The sequence below is a fragment of the Pseudomonas sp. BR20 genome (assembly GCF_050780135.1).
Classification (GTDB): Bacteria; Pseudomonadota; Gammaproteobacteria; order Pseudomonadales; family Pseudomonadaceae; genus Aquipseudomonas.
This window is the reverse complement of record NZ_CP172012.1, coordinates 1,710,395-1,736,284: the sequence shown is the minus strand read 5'-3', so window position 1 is coordinate 1,736,284 and position 25,890 is coordinate 1,710,395. Positions and strand designations below refer to the sequence as shown.

Here is a 25,890-nt window from a genome sequence, read left to right as displayed (position 1 = left end):
TAGTCGGCTTTTTCACGGCGGGAGTCAGGCAGCATGGCGCAGCAGTATCAACCGGGGCAACGCTGGATTAGTGACAGCGAAGCAGAGCTGGGGTTAGGCACCGTTCTGGCACAGGACGGCCGCTTATTGACCGTGCTCTATCCGGCCACTGGCGACACCCGCCAGTATGCGCTACGGAATGCGCCCCTCACCCGCGTGAGGTTCTCGCCGGGTGACTCCATCACCCATTTCGAAGGCTGGAAAATGACCGTACAGGAAGTCGACGACGTCGACGGCCTGCTGGTCTACCACGGCCTCAATGGGCAGAACGAGCAGGTCACCCTGCCGGAAACCCAGCTCTCCAACTTTATCCAGTTCCGCCTGGCCAGCGACCGTCTGTTCGCCGGACAGATCGACCCGCTGGCCTGGTTCTCGCTGCGCTATCACACCCTGGAACACACCAGCCGCCAATTGCAATCCTCGCTGTGGGGCCTGGGTGGCGTGCGTGCGCAACCTATTGCCCACCAATTGCATATCGCCCGTGAAGTCGCTGACCGTATCGCGCCACGGGTTTTGCTGGCGGACGAAGTGGGCCTGGGCAAGACCATCGAAGCCGGCCTGGTGATCCATCGCCAACTGCTCTCGGGCCGTGCCAACCGCGTACTGATCCTGGTACCGGAAAACCTGCAGCACCAGTGGCTGGTGGAAATGCGCCGCCGCTTCAACCTGCAAGTGGCGCTGTTCGATGAAGAACGCTTTATCGAAAGCGATGCCGCCAATCCGTTCGAAGACACCCAACTGGCCCTGGTCGCGCTGGAATGGCTGGTGGACGATGAGAAAGCCCAGGACGCGCTGTTCGCCGCCGGCTGGGACCTGATGGTGGTCGATGAAGCCCACCACTTGGTGTGGCATGAAGACAAAGCCAGCCCGGAATACAGCCTGGTCGAACAACTCGCCGAGGTCATCCCAGGCGTGTTGCTGCTCACCGCCACCCCGGAACAACTGGGCCAGGATAGCCACTTCGCGCGCCTGCGCCTGCTGGACCCCAACCGTTTCCACGACCTGCACGCCTTCCGCGCCGAAAGCGAGAACTATCGCCCGGTGGCCGAAGCCGTGCAGGAGCTGCTCGACAAGGGCCGCCTCTCCCCCGCCGCGCACAAGACTATCCAGGGCTTCCTCGGCAACGAAGGCGAAGCGCTGCTCACCGCCGTCAACGATGGCGACGCCGAAGCCAGCGCACGCCTGGTGCGTGAACTGCTCGACCGCCACGGCACCGGCCGCGTGCTGTTCCGTAACACCCGTGCCGCCGTGCAGGGCTTCCCGGAGCGTAAGCTGCACGCCTACCCGCTGCCGAACCCGGACGAATACCTCGAGTTGCCCCTGGGCGAACACGCCGAGCTGTACCCGGAAGTCAGCTTCCAGTCGCAACCGGACGTCGAGGAAGAAAACCGCTGGTGGCGCTTCGACCCGCGCGTCGAGTGGCTGATTGACCAGTTGAAAATGCTCAAGCGCACCAAGGTCCTGGTGATCTGCGCCCACGCCGAAACCGCCATGGACCTGGAAGACGCCCTGCGCGTGCGCTCCGGCATCCCGGCCACGGTGTTCCACGAGGGCATGAACATCCTCGAGCGTGACCGCGCCGCTGCTTACTTCGCCGATGAAGAATTCGGCGCCCAGGTGCTGATCTGCTCGGAAATCGGCAGTGAAGGCCGCAACTTCCAGTTCTCCCACCACCTGGTGCTGTTCGACCTGCCGTCCCACCCCGACCTGCTGGAACAGCGGATCGGTCGTCTGGACCGGATCGGCCAGAAGCATGTGATCGAACTGCACGTGCCGTACCTGGAAACCAGCCCGCAACAACGCCTGTTCCAGTGGTACCACGAAGCGCTGAACGCGTTCCTCAACACCTGCCCGACCGGCAACGCCTTGCAGCATCAGTTCGGCCCGCGCCTGCTGCCACTGCTGGAAAATGCCGACGACAGCGAGTGGCAAGCCCTGATCGACGAGGCCCGTGCCGAGCGCGAGCGCCTGGAACAGGAACTGCACACCGGCCGCGACCGCTTGCTGGAGCTCAACTCCGGCGGCGCCGGTGAAGGCGATGCGCTGGTGGAGGACATCCTCGAGCAAGACGACCAGTTCGCCCTGCCGATCTACATGGAAACCCTGTTCGACGCCTTTGGCATCGACAGCGAAGACCATTCGGAAAACGCGCTGATCCTCAAGCCCAGCGAAAAGATGCTCGACGCCAGCTTCCCCTTGGGCGACGACGAAGGCGTGACCATCACCTACGACCGTAACCAGGCGCTGTCCCGTGAAGACATGCAGTTCATCACCTGGGAACACCCGATGGTGCAGGGCGGCATGGACCTGGTGCTGTCCGGCTCCATGGGCAACACTGCCGTGGCGCTGATCAAGAACAAGGCGCTCAAGCCAGGCACCGTGTTGCTGGAACTGCTTTACGTCAGCGAAGTGGTCGCGCCGCGCGCGCTGCAATTGGGCCGCTACCTGCCGCCGGCGGCGCTGCGCTGCCTGCTGGATGCCAATGGCAACGACCTGTCCGGCCGCGTCTCGTTCGAAACCTTGAACGACCAGCTGGAAAGCGTGCCACGGGCCAGCGCCAACAAGTTCGTGCAGGCTCAGCGCGATCAACTCACACCACGGATCAACGCCGGTGAAGAGAAGATCACGCCGCGTCACGCCGAACGTGTGGCCGAAGCCAAACGTCGCCTGGCGGCAGACACCGACGAAGAACTGGCGCGCCTGACCGCGTTGCAAGCGGTCAACCCGACCGTACGCGACAGCGAGTTGGTCGCCCTGCGCAACCAACGCGAGCAAGGCCTGGCCATGCTCGACAAGGCTGCGCTGCGACTGGAAGCCATTCGGGTATTGGTAGCGGGTTGATTACCGCCCTGCCCTGTTGAATAGAGGCCCGCGCAATGCGGGCCTTTTTTATTCACTTGAGAACAGCGTTGGCTTTGCGGGCCTCATCGGGGGCAAGCCCCCTCCCACATTGATCAGTGCTCGACATGACAACTCGGTCAACTGTGGGAGGGAGCTTGCCCCGGTACAGTCACCGTGGTTTCAAGCCGTCGCTGCCGCAGCCGGCACCTCAACAGCCACCAATCCCTCCTTCATCCGCTTGGCATCACGCACAAAACTGCGTGACGCCTGGAACAGAAACAACATGGTCAGGAACAGCGCCACCGGAATCAGGTACATGGCGTCGTGCAAGCCCACTGCCTTGTAAGCCTCAGTCATCTGCTCCGCCCCCGCCGCATACATCGCCGCATGGGCAAAATGGTCGGACAGCCCGCCCACCACAATCGGCCCCATGCCTCCGCCCAGCAAGTACAAGCCGGCAAAGAACAACGCCATCGCCGTAGCCCGCAGGCGCGGCTCGACCACGTCCTGGATCGCCGTGTACACACAGGTGTAGAAGTTATACGCAAACAACCAGCCCACACTGAACAGCGCCACAAACACACCGATCTCGATGCGCCCGGCATGCAAGGCCCAGGCGGTGGTGACGGTGGAGATGATCAGGCTGCACGCCGCAAACAGGAGTCGGCCATTGGCAACGCGTTGATGGATCTTGTCGGCAATCCAGCCACCCAAGGTCAGGCCCACCAGACCGGTCAACCCGACGATGACGCCAGTGGCGACCGCCGCGTCCTGCAGTGGCATGAGGAAATAGCGCTGCAACATCGGCACCAGGAATGAATTGCACGCGTAGGTGGCGAAGTTGAAGCACAACCCGGCCAGCACCAACCACAGGAAGGTCGGCACGGCCAGCACGCGGCGGATCGGGCGGTCGACGCGCTCCTGGGAGACTTGTACGGCTTCGGCGGCGCCGCGCTTGGGTTCCTTGATATAGAACATGAACACCGCAAGGATCAGCCCCGGCACGGCGGCGATAAAGAATGGCGCGCGCCAGCTGTCGAACGCCTTGACCATCCAGCCGATAGTGAAGAACGCCAGCAACAGGCCCAAAGGCAGGCCCAGCATGAAAATCCCCATGGCCCGGGCACGACGGTGTGCCGGGAACAGGTCGCCAATCAGCGAGTTGGCAGCCGGCGCATAGCTGGCTTCACCGATACCGATGCCCATGCGCACCAGCAAAAACGTCCAGAAACTGCCAACCAGGCCGTTGACCGCTGTCAGCCCGCTCCACGCGAACAGGCCCCAGCCCATCAGCTTGCTGCGCGAGCCGGTATCGGCCAGACGCCCCAGCGGCAGGCCGGCAATGGCGTAGACGATGGTAAAGGCGGTGCCGATGATGCCGAGCTGGAAGTCGCTCAGGTGCCATTCCATGCGGATCGGCTCGATGATGATCGCCGGAATGGTGCGGTCGAAGAAGTTGAACAGGTTGGCGAGGAACAGCAGGAACAGAATGCGCCAGGCATTCGCCGCTTGGGTCGAGTTCTGCATGGGTCCGTCTCTTTTATTGTTATGAGAGCTGCGATGCCCGATGCATCCCGCCCGGAACCTGCAACATAGTCAGGCGAGCCGTGGTTGTCTGTAATGATTCGTAAAGCTGATAGGGCATGATTTCACCCGTCACTACGGGACTTTGCCGACAAAAATATAAGTGCATGCCCCCCTTCCCAACGGCCATGACCCGATTAGAATGGCGAGCCTTCCAGTAGTACCCCACTCTACTTTTCTTATCGATGACGCCCATGTCCGAAGCCAGTCCGTGTCTGAGTTGCGGTGCCTGCTGTTCCTACTTCCGTGTGTCTTTTTTCTGGGGTGAGTGCGCCTCATCGGGGGGCACGGTGCCCGACGACCTGGTGGTGCAGATCAATCCGACCCGCGTAGCGATGATCGGTACCGACCAGAAGCCCGCGCGCTGCTGCAGCCTTGAAGGCGAAGTCGGCAAAGGCACGAGCTGCTCGATTTATGAGCAACGCTCAAGCCCCTGCCGAGAATTCGAGGCCTCCTGGAGCCAGGGCGAGCAGAATGTCGATTGCGACGCGGCCCGTGCTGCGTTCGGCCTGCCGCCGTTACAAGCACCGTTCGAGTTGGAACTGCCCATCAGCGCTTAGCATTAATTGCTATGCACGGCATGCCAAAATCATTCAGGGCAAAGTGCCATTATCCCAGGAAAGTCCCGCGGGGCTTCTATACTCGACCTCATAGGTCAACGCCGTAGGCTGTGACGTGACGCTATGACGGGACATGCTAGGGATTGGCTGGGGCTGCCCTTTTTTACCGACCTCCCAGCAGACGGGCACTTATTACTCAATTGCGTGGCGGGGACCAAGGACACCTACCCGTCTAAAGAGCTCTCCCCAGGCTGCTCCGGATCCACCTCCAGCGTCAGACCAATTCGCTGACGTCGAATTTTTGGCATTTCGCCATCATTTACCTAAAGATCGCCGACGAACGGCCGATTCATCAGAGTCCGGCCAGGTTTTTCCTGAGCACACTGGGGTGAGCCTGATCGTTCCGGACAAGGACGCACTGTAAAGTCGCGAACTCCCATTCCGTGATGGCTATTTGCTGCTTTCAGCCATCCGCCCAGGCACATGGCGCACAATGACTTCTAAAAATAACTCTGGCACCGTGGTATCCGATGTGTTGCTCCCAGCTCCTGCGGAAAAGCCCTCAGGTTCAAAGTCATTGAGCACCGCACGCCCGCTGGCCACCCAGCAATACCTGTACTTCACCGAAACCAATACCGACCGCATCCTCGATAACCTCGACGGCCTGCGCGACATGGTGTTCCCGCGACCGCCTCACCTGGAAGGCGACAGCGAGCAGCACAGCGAGCAGGAATTCCCCTCGGTCTGCCTGATCGGCCTGGGCCGCTGCGGTTCGAACATCGCGCTGGACGTAGCGGAGTTGGTGTACAACGCGCGCAAGTTCTACCTCAACGAATTCAGCACTGAAGATAAATCCTTGGATAAGGGCTACAGCCCGGCCCAGTGGATTCGCAACAACCTGCGCCTGGGCGGCGGCAAGGCCAGCAAGCCGGTGTTCCTGGTAGAACCGCTGGTGATGCTGGGCGACCTGGACAAGGACATCGCCGGGCGTATCCGTTTCTCGCGCAAGGGCGAAAAAAGCGGCTTTCTGCGCGACTACAGCAAGATGAAAATCATGGACCTCTCCGAAGTCCATGCCGGTGGCGCCGGTAACGCGCCGATCCTCGGCCAGTACCTGGCCAAGATCATCCTCAACAAAGACACCCAGCGCTTTTCCAGCCCCGACTGGAAGATGATCCATTCGTACCTGATCGATTCCTGCGGCATCAAGGCCAATCAGTCGCGCCTGTACTTCTCGATCTTCAGCGCCGGCGGCGGTACCGGTTCAGGCATGGCCTCGGAATTCGGCCTGGCGCAGCAGCATTCGTACATGAACAAGACGTTCGACACCAAGCCCGCCGACGAGCACGACAGCAAGAGCGGCCACGCTTTCGTCTTCGAGCCGATCTTCACCAGCGGCATTTGTGTGCTGCCGAACATCTCCGACCACCGCAGCGAAATGTCCGAGGCACTGCACATCAACGCCGGACGCTTGCTGTGCAAATACCTTTCGGAAGAATGGGACTTCTCGTACAACTTCGACAATGAAGACAGCAGCGAAGCCAGCGTGAAGGGGCGTATCCGCCCGTGGAACGCGATGATGCTGATCTCCAACGACATCATGCGTTACGCCGAAGAGAGCGATGACGGCAATATCCAGAACATTGACGTCAATGCCATGGAAAAACACGCCAACCAGTACATCTCCCAGCAAATCTTCAACATCCTCACCGCCCAGGCCGTGACCACCGACTACGACCAGAACTACTTCCGTCGCGCCGGCATCGACATCGGCGAAACCATCCGCCTGGACGCCAATGACCTGTTCATGAGCCTGGCCGGGCCGGTGGCGATTGCCTACGCCGAATCCGTTGTACCGGAAACCCCGGTACCGTCGAATGACAAATTCAAAGTCTTCGAGAAAGAGCCCCAGCGCCTGAACATCGACGACCTGTTCTTCCGCTCCATCGACCTGCCGCACTTCAACAAGGTCACCCAGGCCATCGAAGGCATCAGCCTGTTGCCGATCGAGTCCAAGCGCTACAGGGCGTCCCTGGAGCAGTACAAGAACTCAGGCTACGACGCGGCGGCGCTGCACGACCTGCACTTCTTCAAGAACTGCTCGTCGGTGGTGTCCATCGTTTCGCTGCCCAAGGACTACAAGCTGTCCTACATGGACCTGAACCGGCTCAAGACCCACCTCAACAGCCTGTTCCCCAACACCACCCTCAAGCGCTATGCCCTGGTGATCGGCGCGTCGGCCAACCTGTCGCTGACCACCCTGATCGCCAAGAGCCCGTGCCTGTCGGATGACTTCCTGACGCTGATCGTGGCCTTCATCAAGCGGTGCTTCGCGCGCAACCCGTATCGCTTCGACGACACGCTGGATAACTCGATCCTGGATTTCATCATCCACGAGGACTTCGACGAAGACCGCATCGACGAACTGCTCAACGAGTTTGAAAACCCGGCGAAGATCCTCGATACCAATTGGTACGCGATCAAGCCGATGTATGAGAAGAAGTACCGCGAGTTGATCAACGACAAAGAGAAGTTCGTGTCGATCAATGACATTCGCCTGTCACGGGATTGCGTGAAGAAGGCGATCAAGTACCTGCGCGAGATTTACCGTCATCGCATTGGCAAGACCAAGGTTATTTCGTTGAATAACCATACCGGCAAGACCGCGTAAGCGTTTATGGCGAGGGAGATTGCTCCCTCGCCACGGTCCCTTAACACCCGGAAACAATTCCCACAACCTTTCGACCCGCGCAAAACTGTTCCCGTGACGTGCACGTCACCTTCGTGCTGTGATCTTTCTCCACGGCAAGATGCCATTACTGCGTCGGCGGTTACTCCACTACACACTTCGCCGAGCAAAAAACACGCACGTCTTTAGTGCATAAATTTCTTACGACGCCCTTTCCTGGATCAGTATCCAGGGCGAAACCACCACTGCCCACAAGCTAGGATCACGCTCCACCAAGTCCAATGCCCGCGTCGCAGACACTTCGCCCAGACTGCCGGAAGCCAGCCAGGCAGCGACTTTATCGCGGTTGTCTTCGGCCATTGCCTCTGCGGCCTCGATCAAATCCAGATCAGTATCGACCCACAATAGGGCACCCTTGGCAAAGAACGGTTCAAGCTCCTTCCAGGAAATTTCGGCGGTTTCACCGAGCAGCTTGGCATAGAGGGTGCTAGGTTCTTGCGTCATGGGAGTTCACCTGAGAAAAAATCGGCGCAATCATAACGTCGTGCCTTTCCTATAAAAAGCCAGGTAGAAAAACCCAGTTGCAAATGAGTCATCGATAGAAAGTGTCAGGAAAGCCAAGGATTGCCCGATACTCTGGCATCACCCCGCCGCAATTCTGTCTTTTTCTTTCATTTAAGCGACACACCCGGGTTTTGCCCCCAGCAGCCAGCTTTTCAAGCGATCAACCGGCGCTCTACACTGTACCGGTACAGTTGCCAGGGCACTGCCGGGGGATATCCGAGATATCTGATCCGGTTCTACAGCTCACAAGGCCGCTAGAACTATAAAAAATACAACAGTAAGAGTGGAGCACTATGAATAAGGCTACTAAGCAGATTTCCAAACTGTTTGCCGCTATGGTCCTGGCTGGGGTTGCCGGCCATTCGTTCGCAGCTGACACCATCAAGATCGGCATCGCCGGTCCAAAGACTGGTCCTGTAACGCAATACGGCGACATGCAATTCATGGGTGCCAAGCAGGCCATCGCCGACATCAACGCCAAGGGCGGCGTCGACGGCAAAATGCTCGAAGCCAAGGAATACGACGACGCCTGTGATCCTAAACAAGCCGTGGCCGTTGCCAACAAAGTGGTCAACGACGGCGTCAAGTTCGTGGTCGGTCACCTCTGCTCCAGCTCCACTCAGCCAGCGTCCGATATCTATGAAGACGAAGGCGTAATCATGATTACCCCGGCGGCCACCAGCCCGGAAATCACCGCCCGTGGCTACAAGCTGATCTTCCGCACCATCGGCCTGGACAGCGCCCAGGGCCCAGCGGCCGGCAACTACATCGCCGACCACGTGAAGCCGAAAATCGTTGCCGTCCTTCACGACAAGCAGCAATACGGTGAAGGTATCGCCACCGCCGTCAAACAGACCCTCGAGAAGAAAGGCGTGAAGGTTGCCGTCTTCGAAGGCCTGAACGCCGGCGACAAAGACTTCTCCTCGATCATCCAGAAGCTCAAGCAAGCCAACGTCGACTTCGTCTACTACGGCGGCTACCATCCGGAGCTGGGCCTGATCCTGCGCCAGTCCAAGGAAAAAGGCCTGAACGCCAAGTTCATGGGTCCAGAGGGCGTCGGCAACGATTCCATCTCGCAAATCGCCCAGGGTGCTTCCGAAGGCCTGCTGGTGACCTTGCCTAAATCCTTCGATACCGACCCGGCCAACAAAGCCATCGTTGACGAGTTCGCCAAGAACAAGCAGGACCCAACCGGTCCGTTCGTGTTCCCGGCCTACTCGGCCATTGAAGTCATCGCCGGCGGCATTACTGCTGCCAAGAGCGAAGACACCGCCAAAGTGGCTGCCGCCATCCACGCGGGCACCTTCAAGACCCCTACCGGCGAGCTGAGCTTCGACGCCAAGGGCGACCTGAAGGACTTCAAGTTCGTGGTCTACGAATGGCACTTCGGCAAACCAAAAACCGAAGTTTCCCCTCAGTAAGCCAGGCTTTACTGGTCCAACAAGCCCACTGTGAGAGCAGTGGGCTTTGTTTTACGAGGTTTATGGGCCTGTCACCCGCGATCCGGGCGCTGGCTCACCTGAAAATCTTAAAACCGTCACCAGCGGTTCGCTGGCAAACGCTTTGTGCAAATGTGCTCACAGAACACAGCACGGGGCCGGAACATGACTCCACCAGTGAAATGCGTATCGGGTTTTTAGGAGCGCTGTAATGCCTGAGATCTATCATTTTTTCCAACAGCTGGTTAATGGCCTGACCATTGGCAGCACCTATGCCTTGATAGCCATTGGCTACACAATGGTTTACGGCATCATTGGAATGATTAACTTCGCCCATGGCGAGGTGTACATGATTGGTTCCTACGTGGCCTTTATCGCCCTTGCCGGGCTGGCCATGATGGGTATCCACTCCCTGCCGCTGTTGATGACCGCCGCGTTCCTGGCGTCGATCGTCGTAACCAGTGCCTATGGCTACAGTATCGAGCGCGTTGCCTACCGTCCCTTGCGTGGCAGCAACCGTTTGATCCCGCTGATTTCCGCCATCGGCATGTCGATTTTCCTGCAGAACACCGTATTGCTGTCCCAGGACTCCAAGGATAAATCCATCCCCAACCTGATCCCGGGGAGCTTCTCCTTCGGCCCGGGTGGTGCGGAAGAAGTGCTGATTTCCTACATGCAGATCCTGGTCTTCGTCGTCACCCTGGTGGCCATGCTGGGCCTGACGCTGTTCATCTCCCGCTCCCGTCTGGGGCGCGCCTGCCGGGCCTGCGCCGAAGACATCAAGATGGCCAACCTGTTGGGTATCAACACCAACAACATCATCGCCCTGACCTTCGTGATCGGTGCCGCACTGGCAGCCGTCGCAGCGGTACTGCTGAGCATGCAGTACGGCGTGATCAACCCCAACGCCGGTTTCCTGGTAGGCCTCAAGGCCTTTACCGCAGCGGTATTGGGCGGCATCGGCAGTATTCCGGGCGCGATGCTCGGCGGTCTGGTGCTGGGGGTGGCCGAGGCGTTTGGTGCCGATATTTTCGGCGACCAATACAAGGACGTCGTGGCGTTCGGCCTGTTGGTCCTGGTGCTGTTGTTCCGTCCGACCGGCATCCTGGGCCGTCCGGAGGTTGAGAAAGTATGAGCAGATATCTTAAATCGGCGTTTTTCAGCGCCTTGCTGGTGTGGGCAGTGGCCTTCCCGGTACTCGGCCTCAAGCTGAGCATTGTCGGCATCAACCTGGAAGTGCATGGCACCGGTCCCGTGACCCTGACCATCATCGCCCTGTGTTCGGTGCTGATGTTCCTGCGCGTGCTGTTCACCCAGCAGGTCGGCGCTCTGTTCAAGCGCAACCGTGGCCCGTTGGTCTCGCCCAAGATCAGCCAATTCCTGACCCTGCCGCGCACCCAGCGCTACATCATCATCGGCCTGATCGTGGCCGCGCTGATCTGGCCGTTCTTCGGCTCGCGCGGTGCGGTCGACATCGCCACCCTGATCCTGATCTACGTGTTGCTGGGCCTGGGCCTGAACATCGTGGTGGGCCTCGCCGGCCTGCTCGACCTGGGTTATGTAGGCTTCTACGCCGTGGGCGCCTACACCTATGCGCTGCTCTCGCACTACCTGGGCTGGAGCTTCTGGATCTGCCTGCCGCTGGCCGGCATGGCGGCGGCCACGTTCGGCTTCCTGCTGGGCTTCCCGGTGTTGCGCCTGCGCGGTGACTACCTGGCCATCGTGACCCTGGGCTTCGGTGAAATCATCCGTCTGTTCCTGCGTAACCTGACCGACATCACCGGTGGCCCCAACGGCATCAGCAGCATCCCCAAGCCGACGTTCTTCGGGCTGTCGTTCGACCGCACCGCTGCCGAAGGCATGCAGACGTTCCACGAGTACTTCGGGATCGACTACAACCCGGTGAGCAAAGTGGTGTTCCTGTACCTGGTGGCGCTGTTGCTGGCGCTGGCGGCACTGTTCGTGATCAACCGCTTGCTGCGCATGCCCATCGGCCGTGCCTGGGAAGCGTTGCGCGAAGATGAAATCGCCTGCCGTGCCCTGGGCCTGAACCCGACCATCATCAAACTCTCCGCCTTTACCCTGGGTGCCGCGTTCGCCGGTTTTGCCGGCAGCTTCTTCGCCGCTCGCCAAGGCCTGGTGACCCCGGAGTCGTTCACCTTTATCGAGTCGGCGATCATCCTCGCCATCGTGGTATTGGGCGGCATGGGCTCGCAACTGGGCGTGATCCTGGCGGCGATCGTGATGATCCTGCTGCCGGAAATGATGCGTGAGTTCAGCGAATACCGCATGTTGATGTTCGGCGCCATGATGGTGCTGATGATGATCTGGCGACCTCAAGGCCTGCTGCCCATGCAACGTCCACACATGGAGCTGCGCAAATGAGCCGCGAGATCCTGAAAGTCGAAAACTTGAGCATGCGCTTCGGCGGTTTGCTGGCGGTCAACGGCGTGGCCCTGACCGTGAAAGAGAAACAGGTGGTTGCACTGATCGGCCCCAACGGCGCCGGCAAGACCACGGTGTTCAACTGCCTCACCGGTTTCTACAAACCGAGCGGTGGCAGCATCCTGCTGGACGGCCAGCCGATCCAGGGCCTGGCCGGTCACGAAATCGCTCGCAAGGGCGTGGTGCGGACCTTCCAGAACGTGCGGTTGTTCAAGGACATGACGGCGGTCGAGAACCTGCTGATCGCCCAGCATCGTCACCTGAACACCAACTTCTTTGCAGGCCTGTTCAAGACCCCGGCGTTTCGCAAGAGCGAGCGCGAGGCCATGGAATATGCGGAGTACTGGCTGGACAAGGTCAACCTCACCGAGTTCGCCAACCGCCCCGCCGGCACCCTGGCCTATGGTCAGCAACGTCGCCTGGAAATCGCCCGCTGCATGATGACCCGCCCGCGGATCCTGATGCTCGACGAACCGGCCGCCGGCCTGAACCCCAAGGAAACCGAAGACCTCAAGGCGCTGATCGGCGTGTTGCGTGAGGAAAACAACGCCACGGTGCTGTTGATCGAACACGACATGAAACTGGTCATGAGCATTTCCGACCATATCGTGGTGATCAACCAGGGCACGCCGCTGGCGGACGGGACGCCGGAGCAGATCCGCGACAATCCTGAAGTGATCAAAGCCTATCTGGGGGAAGCGTAAAATGCTGCAATTCGAAAACGTTTCCACTTTCTACGGCAAGATCCAGGCCTTGCACAGCGTCAACGTGGAAGTGCGCCAGGGTGAGATCGTCACGCTGATCGGCGCCAACGGCGCCGGCAAGTCGACCTTGCTGATGACCTTGTGCGGCTCGCCGCAGGCCCACAGCGGCAGCATCCGCTACATGGGTGAAGAGCTGGTGGGCCAGCAGTCGTCGCACATCATGCGCAAGAGCATTGCCGTGGTTCCGGAAGGCCGCCGGGTGTTCTCACGCCTGACCGTGGAGGAAAACCTGGCCATGGGCGGGTTCTTCACCGACAAGGGCGACTACCAGGAGCAGATGGACAAGGTGCTGCACCTGTTCCCTCGTCTCAAGGAGCGCTTCAGCCAGCGCGGCGGCACCATGTCCGGCGGCGAGCAGCAAATGCTCGCCATCGGCAGGGCGCTGATGAGCAAGCCCAAGCTGTTGCTGTTGGACGAACCGTCCCTGGGCCTGGCACCGATCATCATCCAGCAGATCTTCGACATCATCGAACAGCTGCGCAAGGACGGTGTAACGGTGTTCCTCGTGGAGCAGAACGCCAACCAGGCGCTGAAAATCGCCGACCGCGCCTACGTGCTGGAAAACGGCCGGGTGGTGATGCAGGGCACTGGCGAGCAGTTGCTGACCGATCCGAAGGTGCGTGAGGCGTACCTGGGCGGCTAAGAGACGGTTGCTGAATAAACCGGATCTAATGTGGGAGGGGCGGTGCGACGATTCGACTTGCCCCCGATGGCGGTACATCAGTCACATGCTCTGTGCCTGACACCCTGCCATCGGGAGCAAGCCCCCTCCCACATTTTTTTCCATTGTTTGAAATTATTTAGTCTGAGCTTGTAACGAACATCCCCCTCCCGCCTCTAGTGGTGCAAGCAGGCATTCAAGCCCGCTCCTCAACCTACTGCTGGAGATCCACCATGACGACCAAACTGTCCGCCGCTAGCCTCGTCTTCGCCCTGAGTTCGGCCTTGAGCCTGTCCGCCCTGACCACCACCGCCCACGCTGCCGACGACATGCAGAAGTGCTTCGGCGTCGCTGAAGCCGGCAAGAACGATTGCGCCGCAGGTGCCGGCACGTCCTGCGCCGGCACCTCGAAAACCAAGGATCAGGCCAACGCCTGGAAACTGGTCCCGGCCGGCACCTGCACCCAAACCCCAAGCTCCACCTCGCCGACCGGTTTCGGCCAGGAAGCCGCCTTCACCGGCAAGTCCTGAAACCCTGCCTCGCCTGAGTACGGATGATGACGCTTTCACACCTGCCCACAGTCTCACCGGTTCAGGTGCCCGGCCTCCCCTGTCGGGCTGGGCTGGGACTGAAGCACGAGCACTTCAAGGAAGTGCTCGATACTTCCCCCGACATCGGTTTTTTTGAAGTGCACGCCGAAAACTACATGGTGGCCGGCGGCCCGTTTCATCACTACCTGGGGTTGATTCGCGAACGTTACCCCCTGTCGTTGCACGGCGTGGGCCTGTCTATCGGTGGCGAAGGCCCGCTCAACCGTGAGCACCTGGGGCGCTTGGCCGTACTGATCGAACGCTACCAACCCCACTCATTTTCCGAACACCTGGCCTGGTCCAGCCACGGCCCGGCGTTTCTCAACGACCTGCTGCCCCTGGTTTATGACGCCACCACCTTGAGTCGGGTATGCGAGCACGTCGACCAGGTACAGTGCGCTCTCAAGCGGCCGATGCTGCTGGAGAACCCATCGACCTACCTGCAGTTCCAGCGCTCCACCCTGGACGAGACCGACTTTATCGGCGAGATCATCCGCCGCACCGGCTGCGGCCTGCTGTTGGACGTGAACAACGTCTACGTGTCATGCATCAACCACCAGCGCGACCCTCTGGCCTACATCAACGCCCTACCGTTGCGTGCCGTAGGTGAGATTCATCTGGCCGGCTTCGCCGAAGACACCGACAGCCTGGGCGATCGCCTGCTGATCGATGACCACGGCGCGCCCGTCGATAACGCAGTGTGGCTGCTATACGAACACGTGCTCGCGCTGACGGGCCCGGTCGCAACACTGATCGAGCGCGACAACCAAGTGCCGGCCTTCAGCGCGTTGTACGCGGAGGCGCAACACGCTGAACGGTATTTATCGCAGGTCCACCCATGAGCCTTCACGACGCATTTGCCAGCGCCCTGCTGGCGCCCGACCAGCCTTGCCCCCACGGCCTGTTCAGCAGCAACGGGGCCGATCCGGCCAGTCGTTTTGCGGTGTATCGCAACAATGTTCACAGTTCGTTGATCAAGGCGTTGGCAACGGCTTATCCCGTAACGGCGCAATTGGTAGGCGATGAATTTTTCCGCGCCATGGCCGGCATTTTCGTACAGGCATACCCGCCTGCCAGCCCGCTGATCAGCGAGTACGGCAGCACATTCGCCGACTTTATCCAGGGGTTTGAACCGGCCGCCAGCGTGCCTTACCTGGCCGATGTGGCCCGGTTGGAACGCTTGCGGGTTCGCGCTTATCACGCAGCGGATACAACCTTGGTAGATCCGCAAACCGTACTGCAGCAACTGCGAGCCCAAGCGACGCTGGGGGCGCTGCATCTGCAACTGCACCCGTCCGTTGGCACATTGAACTCCGCCTACGCAGTGGTTGCGGTATGGGCGGCACACCAGACCGAGGGCGCCCTGGCCACCCTGGATCCCTGGCATGCTCAAGGCGCACTGGTGTTGCGCCAAGGGTTGAATGTCAAGGTCTTCGCCATCGACGGCGGCTCGGTCGCCTTTATCAATAGCCTGAAACGCGGCTCGGCGCTGGAAATGGCCGTCGCAAATGCCCTCGAGGCCAGCGCCGAGTTCGACCTGCACCAATGCCTCACGCTGCTGATCAATCACAACGCCCTCACTCATCTGCTCCCAGAACAACAGGTATCGCCATGAGCACTTCCGATTCGTGCCTGATCAAACAGGCCATCGCGCTTTTCGAGAAAATCCCGTACAGCCTGCTCGCGTTTATTGCGCGCTTCTCCATTGCGGCAGTGTTCTGGAAATCCGGGCAAACCAAGGTCGAAGGCATTGCCATTGACCTGATCAACGGCACGTTCGAACTTGGTACCCCCAGACTCGCCGCCTCGACATTGCCGCTGTTTCGCAGTGAATACCATGTGCCGTTGCTGTCGCCCGAAGTGGCCGCGTACATGGCGGCGTTTGCCGAGCACTTCTTCCCGGTGCTGATCCTGGTAGGCCTGGCCACGCGCTTCTCGGCCCTGGCCTTGATCGGCATGACCCTGGTCATTCAGTTGTTCGTGTACCCGGACGCTTACCCCACCCACGGCACTTGGATTGCGCTGCTGTTGCTGTTGGTCGCCAAAGGGCCGGGCAGCCTGTCCATCGACCAACTGATTGCGCGCCGCTACCGTTAAAGCCGATCCAGTGCCTCGCCGCCGCGCTTGAACCAGTCCACCAGGTAGTCGGCCAATACCTGGGTACGCCTCGGCAGGCCGCCTTGATAAGGATGGACCAGGTACATCGGCATACTCCGCGTCTGGTAATCGCGCAGGAGCCAACGCAATCGGCCATCAGCCAATTCCGTCGGCAGTACGTAGGACGGCAAGCGGGCGATCCCGGCCCCCACCAGGGCAGCCTTCTTCAGCAGGTTGTAATGGTTGGAGGCAAAGGTGCCGCTCACCCTCACCCGCAACAACTCGTGCTGCTGGTGATACAGCCATTCCTCGCGGCCGCTGTAGTGGCTGTTGAGTAAACAGGTGTGCGCCGCAAGATCCCCAGGGGTCAGTGGTTCGCCGTGCTGCTCCAGATAAGCGGGACTGGCACAAGTCATCTCGTGCCAGGCCAGCAGCGGCTTGGCCACCAGACGCTCGTTTTCAATCGCCCCCGAACGCACCCCCAAGTCAAAGCCGTCTCGCGCCAGGTCTCGGTAGCTGTTATTGAGCTCCAGCTCGATCTGCACTTGGGGATAGTGCTTGGAAAACTCCAGCAACAAACCATCGAAGAAGGTTTCCCCTAATGAAACCGGAACCGTCATACGCACAGGCCCGGTCAAATCGTCCTTGAGACGCGCCAATGCCTGACGGGCGCGATCCACCTGTACCACCAGCGCTTGCGCCTGGGGCAACAACGCCGCACCGGCGGCGGTCAGGCTGAGCCTGCGTGTGGTGCGGTGCAACAAGACCACACAGAACTGCGCTTCCAAGTGGCTGATGCGCTTGGACAACTGGCCCTTGCTGCAACCCAGTTGCTCGGCCGCCACGGTAAAACTGCCGGCTTCGATCAATACGGCGAAGGCTGCCAGATCATCCATCTCGCTCATGGACTGTTTCCATTTGAAAACCAAAGGTTGCCTATTAGCGCGTTTATCTACCTGAAAAGCCACCCTAGACTTGATGCCTACCCCTACTGTAGGAGAAGGAGCTTGCTCGCGAAAATCGTCAACGATAACGCGGTCAGCCTGGTACACAGCGGCGCTTTTGCGTTTTTCGCGGGCAAGCCCGCTCCTACAGTTCCTGATAAACCCAGAGGAACAGCACCATGAAAATCCTATTGATTGGCGCCGGCGGCACCGTCGGCTCGGCTGTCAAGGCCGAACTGGCCCAGCGTCATGAGGTGATCAGCATTGGCCGCAGCAGCGGCGACTTCCAGGTGGATATCAGCGACAGCACCTCGATCCGCAAACTGTTCGAGCAGACCGGCAAATTCGACGCACTCGTCTGCGCTGCAGGCAACGTGAATTTCGTGGCGCTGGGGGATATGAGCGAAAGCGATTTTGAGCTGGGCTTGCGTGACAAGTTGATGGGTCAGGTCAACCTGCTGTTGATCGGCCGCGAGTATGCCAACGACGGCGCTTCATTCACCTTCACCAGTGGCATTCTCAACCGTGACCCGATCCGTACTGGCGCTTCGGCTGCGCTGGTCAATGGCGCGCTGGATGCGTTCGTCAAAGCCGCTGCGATCGAACTGCCACGAGGTTTACGCATCAACTCCGTAAGCCCCACGGTCCTGCTGGAAGCCATGGGCAGCTACGCGCCGTACTTCCGTGGCTACAAGCCGGCTGCTGGTGCCGACGTGGCATTGGCCTACGCCAAAAGTGTGGAGGGCTTACAGACTGGTCAAACCTTTACCATCGGCTGAATGTGAAGTCGGTAAGAAATGCCTGAAGCGAGCGGACGGGGTTGTGATGCAACGCCAGCCTGCGTAACGTGGCGGCACTTGTCTGGAGACCCGATAATGCGTGCCGCCCGTACCCTCGCCCTGTTTGCCTTGCTTCCTTTGTTCGCCGCGTGCCAGATGTTCGAAAACGAGCCGGCCAAACCCTCTACCGTCGGGCTGACCCGTATGCAGGGTGAACTCACGGCAGTAGGTGGCAAGCTGCTGTTCCAGCCGTGCGACGATAAACGCAACTATGTCGTCAACGACACCAGCGGCACCAGCATCCTGCAGGAAGCCGCCTCCCTGGCCGGCCAGCAAGGAGCACTGTTTGCCGACTTGCGTGGCAAGTTCTCGGGCGTCGCCAGCGGCACCCAAGGCAGCGTCGACCTGCAACAGCTCTACCGCGTAGAGCGCTCGACCTCTGCCTGCACCGACCCGGACTTCAAGCGCATGACCCTGCGGGCCAACGGCCACAAGCCGGCCTGGGCCATGAACGTCACCGCCAAGGGCATGGTGCTGGAGCGTGAAGGCCAGCCGCCACTGGCGGTGCCTTATGTCGAAGAGCAAATCGGCGACGGCCGCTTCAACCTGATGACCGAAGCCAACAACCAGCACATCGAACTGTGGGTAGCGCCGCAACGCTGCATCGACAGCGTCAGCGGCAGCCTGCAACACATGACTGCGGAATTGCGCGTCAACGGTCAGGTACAGCGCGGTTGCGCGGCGTTTGGTGGTTCCCGGGACGACTGATTCAGCGCTGCGCTGTTTTAACCTGACCGAAAACCGCCATTGAGGCTTATAATCGCCGGTTTGCAAAACAGCCGGCCTCTTTGTCCGCCGCCTACCGGATCCTGTCATGTTACGAATCACCGAGCTCAAGCTGCCCATCGACCATCCCGAAGAAGACCTGCGGCCTGCCATCGTGCAGCGCCTGGGCATCGCCAGTGATGACCTGCTCGATTTCACCCTGTTCAAACGCAGCTACGACGCGCGCAAGAAGTCGTCGGAGCTGTGCTTCATCTACACCATCGACCTTAACGTGAAGGGTGAGGCCGCCCTGCTGCTCAAGTTTGCCGATGACCGCAACGTCAACCCGGCGCCGGATGTCAGCTACAAGGTAGTGGGCCAGGCCCCGGAAGGCTTGGTCGAACGGCCTGTGGTCGTCGGTTTTGGCCCGTGCGGTATCTTCGCCGGGCTGTTGCTGGCACAGATGGGCTTCAAGCCGATCATCCTCGAACGCGGCAAGGAAGTACGCCAGCGCACCAAGGACACCTGGGGCCTGTGGCGCAAAAGCGTGCTCAACCCCGAGTCCAACGTGCAGTTCGGTGAAGGCGGCGCCGGGACCTTCTCCGACGGCAAGCTCTACAGCCAGATCAAGGACCCGAAATTCCACGGCCGCAAAGTCCTGCACGAGTTCGTCAAGGCCGGCGCGCCGGAAGAAATCCTCTACGTCAGCAAGCCCCACATCGGCACCTTCCGCCTGACCGGCGTGGTGGAAAACATGCGCGAGCAGATCATCGCCCTGGGCGGTGAAGTGCGCTTCGAGCAACGGGTGACCGACGTGCTGATCGAAGACGGCCAGTTGAATGGCGTGGTCATCGACGGTGGTGAGCAGATCCTCTCCAAACATGTGATCCTGGCCCTCGGCCACAGCGCCCGCGACACCTTCCGCATGCTCCACGGCCGTGGCGTATACATGGAAGCCAAACCGTTCTCGGTGGGTTTCCGGATCGAACACCCGCAATCGCTGATCGACGCCGCGCGCCTGGGCAAATATGCCGGGCACCCGAAGCTGGGCGCCGCCGACTACAAGCTGGTGCACCACGCCAAGAACGGCCGTTCGGTCTACAGCTTCTGCATGTGCCCGGGTGGCACCGTGGTGGCCGCGACCTCCGAGCCGAACCGTGTGGTGACCAACGGCATGAGCCAGTACTCGCGTAACGAGCGCAATGCCAACTCCGGCATCGTGGTCGGCATCACGCCGGAAGTGGATTACCCAGGCGGCCCGCTGGCGGGTATCGAGTTGCAGGAGCGCCTGGAGTCCCACGCCTACATCCTCGGCGGCAGCAACTACGAGGCCCCGGCACAGTTGGTCGGCGACTTTATCGCCGGTAAGCCGTCCACGGCCATCGGCAGTGTGGAACCGTCCTACAAGCCAGGTGTGGCCCTGGGGGACCTGGCCCTGGCCTTGCCGGACTTCGCCATCGAAGCGATCCGCGAAGCACTGCCGGCGTTCGAGAAGCAGATCAAGGGCTACTCGCTGCACGATGCCGTGTTGACCGGTATCGAGACGCGCACCTCTTCGCCGCTGCGGATTACCCGTGACGAATCGATGCAGAGCTTGAACGTGAAAGGCCTGTTCCCAGCCGGTGAAGGCGCTGGCTATGCGGGCGGGATTCTGTCGGCCGGTGTTGACGGGATTAGGATTGCCGAGGCGTTGGCGCGGGATATGCTCGGCATCGAGGCCTGAGAACAGCGCAAATTAAATGTGGAGGGGCAAGCCCCCTCCCACATTGGTTTTGCGTTGTATCAGATATTCGCGCGCAGGATGTCGGCTGGCAATGGCTCGCCCTGCTCCACGCTGGCCGCAACGGCCGTGATCAACCCCTCGAGCGCATAGCCCTGCCCCGCCAACCACGCCTGATCGTAATAGGTCGTTGCATACCGCTCGCCCCCATCACACAAGATCGCCACGATCGAACCTGACTGCCCCGCCGCTTTCATCTGCTGCGCCGCCACTAATGCGCCAATCAGGTTGGTCCCGCTGGAACCGCCGACTCGCCGCCCCAGGCGCTCAGCCAGGTAATGCATGGCCGCCAGCGACAGCGCATCCGGCACCTTGACCATCGCATCAATCACGTTGGGTAGAAACGACGCCTCGACCCGTGGCCGGCCAATGCCTTCGATACGCGAACCGCAGTCCAGGCGCAGGCTGGCGTCGCCGCTCCGGTAGAAATCGAAAAACACCGAGCGCTCGGCGTCGGCACACAACACGCGGGTGCAGTGCTGGCGATAACGCACATAACGGCCCAGCGTGGCGGTGGTGCCGCCGGTACCGGGGCTGGAAATCAACCAGCTCGGTTCCGGGTGCTGCTCAAAGCGCATCTGCTGGAAGATCGACTCGGCGATGTTGTTGTTCGCCCGCCAGTCGGTGGCACGCTCGGCATAAGTGAACTGATCCATGAAATGACCGCCGCTTTCCTGCGCCAAGCGTTCGGACTCGGCGTAGATCTGCGTGGGATCCTGTACCAGATGGCTCTTGCCGCCGTAGAACGCAATCTGCGCGATCTTTTCCTGGGATGTCGTGGCGGGCATCACCGCAATGAACGGCACCCCGAGCAGCCGGGCAAAGTACGCTTCGGAAATCGCCGTCGACCCGCTGGAGGCTTCAATTACCGGTGCGCCCGGCTTGAGCCAGCCATTGCACAGCGCGTACAGGAACAGCGAACGGGCCAGCCGATGTTTCAGGCTGCCGGTGGGGTGGCTGGATTCATCCTTGAAGTACAACTCGATGCCCGGCAGGCCCGGTAGCGGTAACGGAATCAGATGCGTGTCAGCACTGCGCTGGAAGTCCGCTTCAATGATGCGAATGGCTTCGCGGGCCCAGGGACGGTGGCCGCTCATGAGGGAGATCTCTAAGGATTTCAGCACCAATCTTAGGATGTTTCCTACACTGCACACAGATACAGTGACGACTCAATTGGACACACAATTGCTAGGCTTTGGCGCTACGCCACCCTAGCGCATCCCTTATAACAAATAAGAATATAACTTTTGTTTTAACAACTAACGGTACGGGTTAGGGTACCCACCTATTGAACCTGGATTGGAGAGCATCCCTTGCCTCTGCGTAGCACTTTCACCCGTTTTTTCCAGCTGGAAGCCGCCAGCGGCCTGTTGTTGATCGCCGCTGCCGCCTTGGCGCTGATCATCAACAACTCTCCGTTGTCGCACCTGTATGGCGCATTTCTCGACGTGCCGGTGGTAGCCCAGATCGGCGCGCTGCAAATCGCCAAGCCCGCGCTGCTGTGGATCAACGATGGCCTGATGGCCCTGTTCTTCCTGCTGATCGGCCTGGAGGTCAAGCGCGAGCTGCTTGACGGTCACCTGTCCAAGCCTTCGCAAGTGGTGCTGCCCGGCGCAGCCGCCATCGGCGGTATGGTGGTGCCGGCGCTGATCTACTGGGCCATCAACAAGGACTACCCCGCCGCCCTCTCCGGCTGGGCAATCCCGATGGCCACCGACATCGCCTTCGCACTGGGCGTCCTGGCACTGCTGGGCAAGCGAGTGCCGGTGTCCTTGAAGCTGTTCCTGATGACCCTGGCCATCATCGACGACCTTGGCGCGATCATTGTTATTGCAGTGTTCTATTCCGCCGACCTGTCCGGTGCAGCCCTGGCCGGCGCGGGCGCCTGCCTGGTTGCCCTGATTGCAATGAATCGCCTGGGCGTGATCAAGCTCGGGCCCTACCTGATCATCGGCCTGATCCTGTGGGTGTGCGTACTCAAGAGCGGCGTGCATGCCACCCTGGCCGGCGTGACCCTGGCGTTCTGCATCCCGATGCGCACCAGGAACGCCGAGCCCTCGCCGCTGCTCACACTGGAACACGCCCTGCATCCGTGGGTGGCCTATGGCATCCTGCCGCTGTTCGCCTTCGCCAACGCCGGTGTGTCACTCACCGGGGTCAGCCTGGAAAGCTTCACCCACCACGTGCCCATGGGCATTGCCGCCGGCCTGCTGATCGGCAAGACCGTCGGCGTGTTCGGCCTCACCTGGCTGGCCATCAAGACCGGCCTCGCAGCACTGCCCAGTGGCGCCAACTGGGGTCAGGTCTTCGGCGTGGCGATCCTGTGCGGCATCGGCTTCACCATGAGCCTGTTTGTCGGCTCCCTGGCGTTTGTGCCCGGTGCCAGTGAGTTTGCCGGCGAGGATCGAATGGGGATTCTGACCGGGTCGATACTCGCAGCGTGTATTGGTTATGCGGTGACGGCGATGGCGAGTCGCAAAAAAGCCTGAGCAGACTCAAACGCAGCCCATAAAAAACCCCAACCGGTCACCCGGTTGGGGTTTTTCTTTTGCCTGCGGCTTACCGGTCAGCGAGTAACGCGGCTGGTGCCATCAACGGTCATGATGCGTACGCGATCACCGATGCGGAAGATTTCATTTTCCTGCACGGCTTGTACGTAGGCGCGCATGCTGCCGTCGTCTTCGCGAACGGTGATTTCCACGCCCTGGGTGCGGGTCAGGCCTTCTTCGGTGGCCGAGCCGAGCAGGCCGCCGGCAACGGCGCCGATCACGGCAGTTACGATACTGCCACGGCCACCGCCGATGGCGCTGCCGCCAACACCACCGATGACCGCACCCGCAGCGCCGCCGATTGGGGTCTTGGTGCCTTCGATTTTCACCGGGCGCAGGGATTCGATGGTACCCATGCGCACGGTCTGTACACGACGCGCTTCGTCACGGGAGTACGAGTCGCCGGTCAGACTCGAAGCGCAGCCGCCCAGCAGAAGCGACAGGGTGGTAAAGCAGGCAACCAGTAAAACGGACTTACGCATAGCATCAACTCCAAAGGACAGGTATTCATTAAACGCTGCGGCTTGACGCCTGTCACGGCAAGCCAGGCAGAAAATTGCTTTCATTCAGCCTCAGTACAGACACCTCATACCAGAGATACCGACCAACGGTACCACTCTCATCGTAACCAGGAACTGCATGGACTATTTCATCATTGTAGTCATTACCGTCGCCGGCCTGTACTTCCATGGCTGGTTGTACCTGCGTATCAAACGCTGGATAGACCGCGACCTGGCACTCTCCCTGGCGGGCGAAGACCTGCACAAGCGCGCCTATATGTTGCAACAACTGGAGCAGGCTCGGGCGTCGAAGATCAAGCGAGGCGACTTGCCGCAGTGGCTGAAGAACGCCGCACGGCACTACACAGCCGAAACCTCTTCAACAGAGACTTCGGTGTGATCGACATCATTCCAGTGGGATGACGAAAGGTGCCGCTCAGGGCGCCAGGCGCTCGCGGGACCATTCGGTCCCTTGCAGGCGGTAGTTCAGGCGATCATGCAGGCGGCTGGCGCGGCCTTGCCAGAACTCGATACGCTCCGGCAACAGGCGATAGCCTCCCCAATGCTCGGGGCAATCGGGCTGGGTATCGCTGAAACGCTGTTCGGTGGCCTTGAGCAGGTCCTGCAGTTCTTCACGGTCGCGAATGACCTGGCTCTGCGGAGAGGCCCAGGCGCCTAAACGACTGCCCAGGGGGCGGACCTGATAATAAGCGTCGGACTCCTCAGGCGTGACCTTGACCACCCGCCCTTCAATGCGCACCTGGCGCTCCAGGGTCGGCCAGAAGAACGTCATGGCCGCAAACGGCCGCGCCGCGAGCTGTTCGCCCTTGGCGCTCTGATAGTTGGTGAAGAAGGTAAAGCCCTGCGCATCCAGGCCCTTGAGCAGCAGGATGCGGCAGTGCGGGCGACCGTCCTGGTCGACCGTAGCCAGGGTCATGGCATTGGCTTCCACCGGTGGCTGCTCGGTTTTCACCGCATCGGCAAACCACTGGTGGAACAACGCAAACGGCTCGTTCGGGGCCTGGGCCTCGCTCAAACCGTCCCGTGTGTAGTCACGGCGCATATCGGCCAGTGCCTGAGTCATGCGGCTTTATCCTCGTGGTTCAACGGATCAGTTTTTCGCCTGGTCGTTCGCAACCGGTGTAGCCGCCTTGGCTTTGGCCGGGGCCGGTTTCTTGGCGGCTGGCTTGGCCGGGGCTTTTTTAGCCGCTGGCTTGGCAGCCGCTTTTTTAGCGGCGGGTGCCTTTTTAGCCGGGGCTTTGGCGGCCGGGGCCGGGGCTGGAACGTTCTGCACCGCAACCATTTCGGCTACAGGCGGAGTCTTGCCCGACTGATACTTGCTCAACAGCGCCAGCATGGTCGTGCGCTGGGTGAACATGATTTCCATGCGACGGTTCAAGGCACGGCCCTGTGTGCTGTCGTTGGCGGCACGTGGCATCAGGTCACCCATGCCACGCAGCATCAGGCGGTCCTGTTTCAGGCCGCTGAGGCTGAAGATCGAGGCAATGGACTGCGCGCGTTCCTTGGTCAATGCCTGGCTGGCAGGCGCGGTACCAGTGGCATCCACGTGACCCAGGACCAGCACGGCGGTTTTGGGATCGGATTCAACCGCCTTGGCGACGCGAGTGAACGGACCCAGGGTAACCGGCAGCAGCATCGCCGGGCGTTTCGGGTTGTAGGAGCCGTCTACCGGAGCAATCACGACGAGTACGTTGTCGCGACGTTCCAGTTGCAGGTTGCTGTCCTTGATGGCGGCGCGCAGGCGCGGCTCATAGTCGTCCAACCAGGCCTGGGTGATTTTCGGGTCAGGCATCGGCACATTGGTCACGTCGACCTTGGCCAATGGCTTGGGTTTGCTTTCGAACGGCCACCACCAGTGGGTTTCGCTGTCGGTCTTGGCGACGGCAGGCGCGGCGTCTGGAGCCGGGGTCGCGGCCTTGAGGTCAGCTTTCAGGTCAGCCTTGGCATCAGCGGCCTTCTCGTCGGCGCTCTTGGAGGAAAACGGCCACCAGCTCGAACCGGTGTCAGCCTTGGCGGCCGGCGCTGGCGCGGCGGCAACAGGCGCAGCAGCTGCGGCTACAGGTGCTGCGGGCTTGGCGCCTGCAGCGGGTTTGGCATCCGGCTTGGCGTCGGTTTGGGTCACTGCGTCCTTGGTAGTGGCCTTATCCGACCCAAATGACCACCAATGCCCACCCTCGGCATCATTTTGTGGAGTTTGTGCGCAACCGGTAATAGTGAGGCAAAGCGCCAGTGCCAAGGACTTGTTCGATAACATGAGATATCCACAAAATGAGAAAAGA

24 protein-coding genes are annotated in these 25,890 nt (G+C 60.6%); 17 read left to right on the top strand and 7 right to left on the bottom strand.

Annotated elements, in window-relative coordinates; genetic code table 11:
• Positions 1-33 precede the first annotated feature (33 nt).
• Entirely contained in the window at positions 34-2,880 is a 2,847-nt protein-coding gene (gene rapA, locus ACHPFG_RS07715) for an RNA polymerase-associated protein RapA (protein ID WP_431701999.1), read from the top strand.
• A 180-nt stretch (positions 2,881-3,060) separates the two neighbouring features.
• Here rapA and ACHPFG_RS07710 read toward each other — a convergent pair whose 3' ends face one another.
• Positions 3,061-4,407 (bottom strand): spinster family MFS transporter, encoded by a 1,347-nt coding sequence (locus ACHPFG_RS07710; protein ID WP_145334980.1) that lies wholly within the window; start codon positions 4,405-4,407, stop codon positions 3,061-3,063.
• 251 nt (positions 4,408-4,658) lie between these two features.
• Between ACHPFG_RS07710 and ACHPFG_RS07705 the strand changes: the two genes are divergently transcribed.
• Both ACHPFG_RS07705 and ACHPFG_RS07700 read left to right on the top strand, forming a co-directional pair.
• On the top strand, positions 4,659-5,024 hold the full coding sequence (locus ACHPFG_RS07705) for a YkgJ family cysteine cluster protein (protein WP_431701998.1): 366 nt from the start codon (positions 4,659-4,661) through the stop codon (positions 5,022-5,024).
• Between the two features lie 493 nt (positions 5,025-5,517).
• Positions 5,518-7,695, top strand: coding sequence for a hypothetical protein (locus ACHPFG_RS07700; RefSeq protein ID WP_431701997.1), 2,178 nt, complete (start codon positions 5,518-5,520; stop codon positions 7,693-7,695).
• Between the two features lie 219 nt (positions 7,696-7,914).
• On the opposite strand, the gene ACHPFG_RS07695 is transcribed toward ACHPFG_RS07700, so the two are convergent.
• Positions 7,915-8,217: a DUF2288 domain-containing protein gene (locus ACHPFG_RS07695; protein ID WP_184744420.1), complete on the bottom strand. Its 303-nt coding sequence runs from the start codon at positions 8,215-8,217 to the stop codon at positions 7,915-7,917.
• 353 nt (positions 8,218-8,570) lie between these two features.
• On the opposite strand from ACHPFG_RS07695, the gene ACHPFG_RS07690 reads away from it, so the two are divergent.
• The 9 genes from ACHPFG_RS07690 to ACHPFG_RS07650 all read left to right on the top strand — a co-directional run bounded on the left by ACHPFG_RS07690 (position 8,571) and on the right by ACHPFG_RS07650 (position 16,273).
• Positions 8,571-9,698, top strand: a complete 1,128-nt coding sequence (locus tag ACHPFG_RS07690; RefSeq protein ID WP_090408372.1) for a branched-chain amino acid ABC transporter substrate-binding protein — start codon at positions 8,571-8,573, stop codon at positions 9,696-9,698.
• Positions 9,699-9,927: 229 nt separating this feature from the next.
• On the top strand, positions 9,928-10,851 hold the full coding sequence (gene livH / locus ACHPFG_RS07685) for a high-affinity branched-chain amino acid ABC transporter permease LivH (protein WP_003172375.1): 924 nt from the start codon (positions 9,928-9,930) through the stop codon (positions 10,849-10,851).
• The gene (locus ACHPFG_RS07680) at positions 10,848-12,101 is read left to right on the top strand and encodes a high-affinity branched-chain amino acid ABC transporter permease LivM (protein ID WP_431701996.1); all 1,254 of its coding nucleotides are present in this window, start codon (positions 10,848-10,850) and stop codon (positions 12,099-12,101) included. The genes livH and ACHPFG_RS07680 overlap by 4 nt, the downstream gene beginning before the upstream one ends.
• On the top strand, positions 12,098-12,865 hold the full coding sequence (livG, locus tag ACHPFG_RS07675; RefSeq protein ID WP_012722652.1) for a high-affinity branched-chain amino acid ABC transporter ATP-binding protein LivG: 768 nt from the start codon (positions 12,098-12,100) through the stop codon (positions 12,863-12,865). The genes ACHPFG_RS07680 and livG overlap by 4 nt, the downstream gene beginning before the upstream one ends.
• A gap of 1 nt (position 12,866) precedes the next feature.
• On the top strand, positions 12,867-13,568 hold the full coding sequence (locus ACHPFG_RS07670; protein ID WP_017844798.1) for an ABC transporter ATP-binding protein: 702 nt from the start codon (positions 12,867-12,869) through the stop codon (positions 13,566-13,568).
• A gap of 251 nt (positions 13,569-13,819) precedes the next feature.
• Positions 13,820-14,116 (top strand): BufA1 family periplasmic bufferin-type metallophore, encoded by a 297-nt coding sequence (locus ACHPFG_RS07665; protein WP_431701995.1) that lies wholly within the window; start codon positions 13,820-13,822, stop codon positions 14,114-14,116.
• A 23-nt stretch (positions 14,117-14,139) separates the two neighbouring features.
• A complete protein-coding gene (bufB, locus tag ACHPFG_RS07660; protein ID WP_431701994.1) occupies positions 14,140-15,018 on the top strand; it encodes an MNIO family bufferin maturase in 879 nt (292 codons plus the stop codon).
• A complete protein-coding gene (locus ACHPFG_RS07655; protein ID WP_431701993.1) occupies positions 15,015-15,791 on the top strand; it encodes an HvfC/BufC family peptide modification chaperone in 777 nt (258 codons plus the stop codon). Before bufB ends, ACHPFG_RS07655 begins: the two co-directional genes overlap by 4 nt.
• Entirely contained in the window at positions 15,788-16,273 is a 486-nt protein-coding gene (locus tag ACHPFG_RS07650) for a DoxX family protein (RefSeq protein WP_431701992.1), read from the top strand. The genes ACHPFG_RS07655 and ACHPFG_RS07650 overlap by 4 nt, the downstream gene beginning before the upstream one ends.
• On the opposite strand, the gene ACHPFG_RS07645 is transcribed toward ACHPFG_RS07650, so the two are convergent.
• Complete coding sequence (locus ACHPFG_RS07645) at positions 16,270-17,178, bottom strand: LysR family transcriptional regulator (RefSeq protein ID WP_184744421.1); 909 nt, start codon at positions 17,176-17,178, stop codon at positions 16,270-16,272. The genes ACHPFG_RS07650 and ACHPFG_RS07645 overlap by 4 nt on opposite strands.
• A gap of 218 nt (positions 17,179-17,396) precedes the next feature.
• Here ACHPFG_RS07645 and ACHPFG_RS07640 point away from each other — a divergent pair, with 218 nt between their 5' ends.
• The 3 genes from ACHPFG_RS07640 to ACHPFG_RS07630 all read left to right on the top strand — a co-directional run bounded on the left by ACHPFG_RS07640 (position 17,397) and on the right by ACHPFG_RS07630 (position 20,484).
• A complete protein-coding gene (locus ACHPFG_RS07640; protein WP_431701991.1) occupies positions 17,397-17,996 on the top strand; it encodes a short chain dehydrogenase in 600 nt (199 codons plus the stop codon).
• 96 nt (positions 17,997-18,092) lie between these two features.
• Positions 18,093-18,764, top strand: coding sequence for a COG3650 family protein (locus ACHPFG_RS07635; protein WP_145334984.1), 672 nt, complete (start codon positions 18,093-18,095; stop codon positions 18,762-18,764).
• A gap of 106 nt (positions 18,765-18,870) precedes the next feature.
• Positions 18,871-20,484 (top strand): NAD(P)/FAD-dependent oxidoreductase, encoded by a 1,614-nt coding sequence (locus ACHPFG_RS07630; RefSeq protein WP_092487710.1) that lies wholly within the window; start codon positions 18,871-18,873, stop codon positions 20,482-20,484.
• Between the two features lie 59 nt (positions 20,485-20,543).
• Here the strand turns inward: ACHPFG_RS07630 and ACHPFG_RS07625 are convergent, their stop codons facing one another.
• Entirely contained in the window at positions 20,544-21,638 is a 1,095-nt protein-coding gene (locus tag ACHPFG_RS07625) for a PLP-dependent cysteine synthase family protein (RefSeq protein WP_431701990.1), read from the bottom strand.
• Between the two features lie 216 nt (positions 21,639-21,854).
• On the opposite strand from ACHPFG_RS07625, the gene nhaA reads away from it, so the two are divergent.
• Positions 21,855-23,030, top strand: coding sequence for a Na+/H+ antiporter NhaA (gene nhaA / locus ACHPFG_RS07620; RefSeq protein ID WP_431701989.1), 1,176 nt, complete (start codon positions 21,855-21,857; stop codon positions 23,028-23,030).
• Between the two features lie 77 nt (positions 23,031-23,107).
• Here the strand turns inward: nhaA and ACHPFG_RS07615 are convergent, their stop codons facing one another.
• Positions 23,108-23,572 carry a glycine zipper 2TM domain-containing protein gene (locus ACHPFG_RS07615; RefSeq protein WP_003189251.1) on the bottom strand — a complete coding sequence of 155 codons (465 nt, stop codon included), beginning with the start codon at positions 23,570-23,572 and terminating at the stop codon, positions 23,108-23,110.
• A 157-nt stretch (positions 23,573-23,729) separates the two neighbouring features.
• On the opposite strand from ACHPFG_RS07615, the gene ACHPFG_RS07610 reads away from it, so the two are divergent.
• On the top strand, positions 23,730-23,990 hold the full coding sequence (locus tag ACHPFG_RS07610; RefSeq protein WP_431701988.1) for a hypothetical protein: 261 nt from the start codon (positions 23,730-23,732) through the stop codon (positions 23,988-23,990).
• Between the two features lie 36 nt (positions 23,991-24,026).
• On the opposite strand, the gene pdxH is transcribed toward ACHPFG_RS07610, so the two are convergent.
• Together pdxH and ACHPFG_RS07600 are read right to left on the bottom strand one after the other, a co-directional pair.
• Positions 24,027-24,674: a pyridoxamine 5'-phosphate oxidase gene (pdxH, locus tag ACHPFG_RS07605; protein WP_145334988.1), complete on the bottom strand. Its 648-nt coding sequence runs from the start codon at positions 24,672-24,674 to the stop codon at positions 24,027-24,029.
• A 27-nt stretch (positions 24,675-24,701) separates the two neighbouring features.
• Positions 24,702-25,865, bottom strand: coding sequence for an OmpA family protein (locus ACHPFG_RS07600; RefSeq protein ID WP_431701987.1), 1,164 nt, complete (start codon positions 25,863-25,865; stop codon positions 24,702-24,704).
• Between the last annotated feature and the right edge of the window lie 25 nt (positions 25,866-25,890).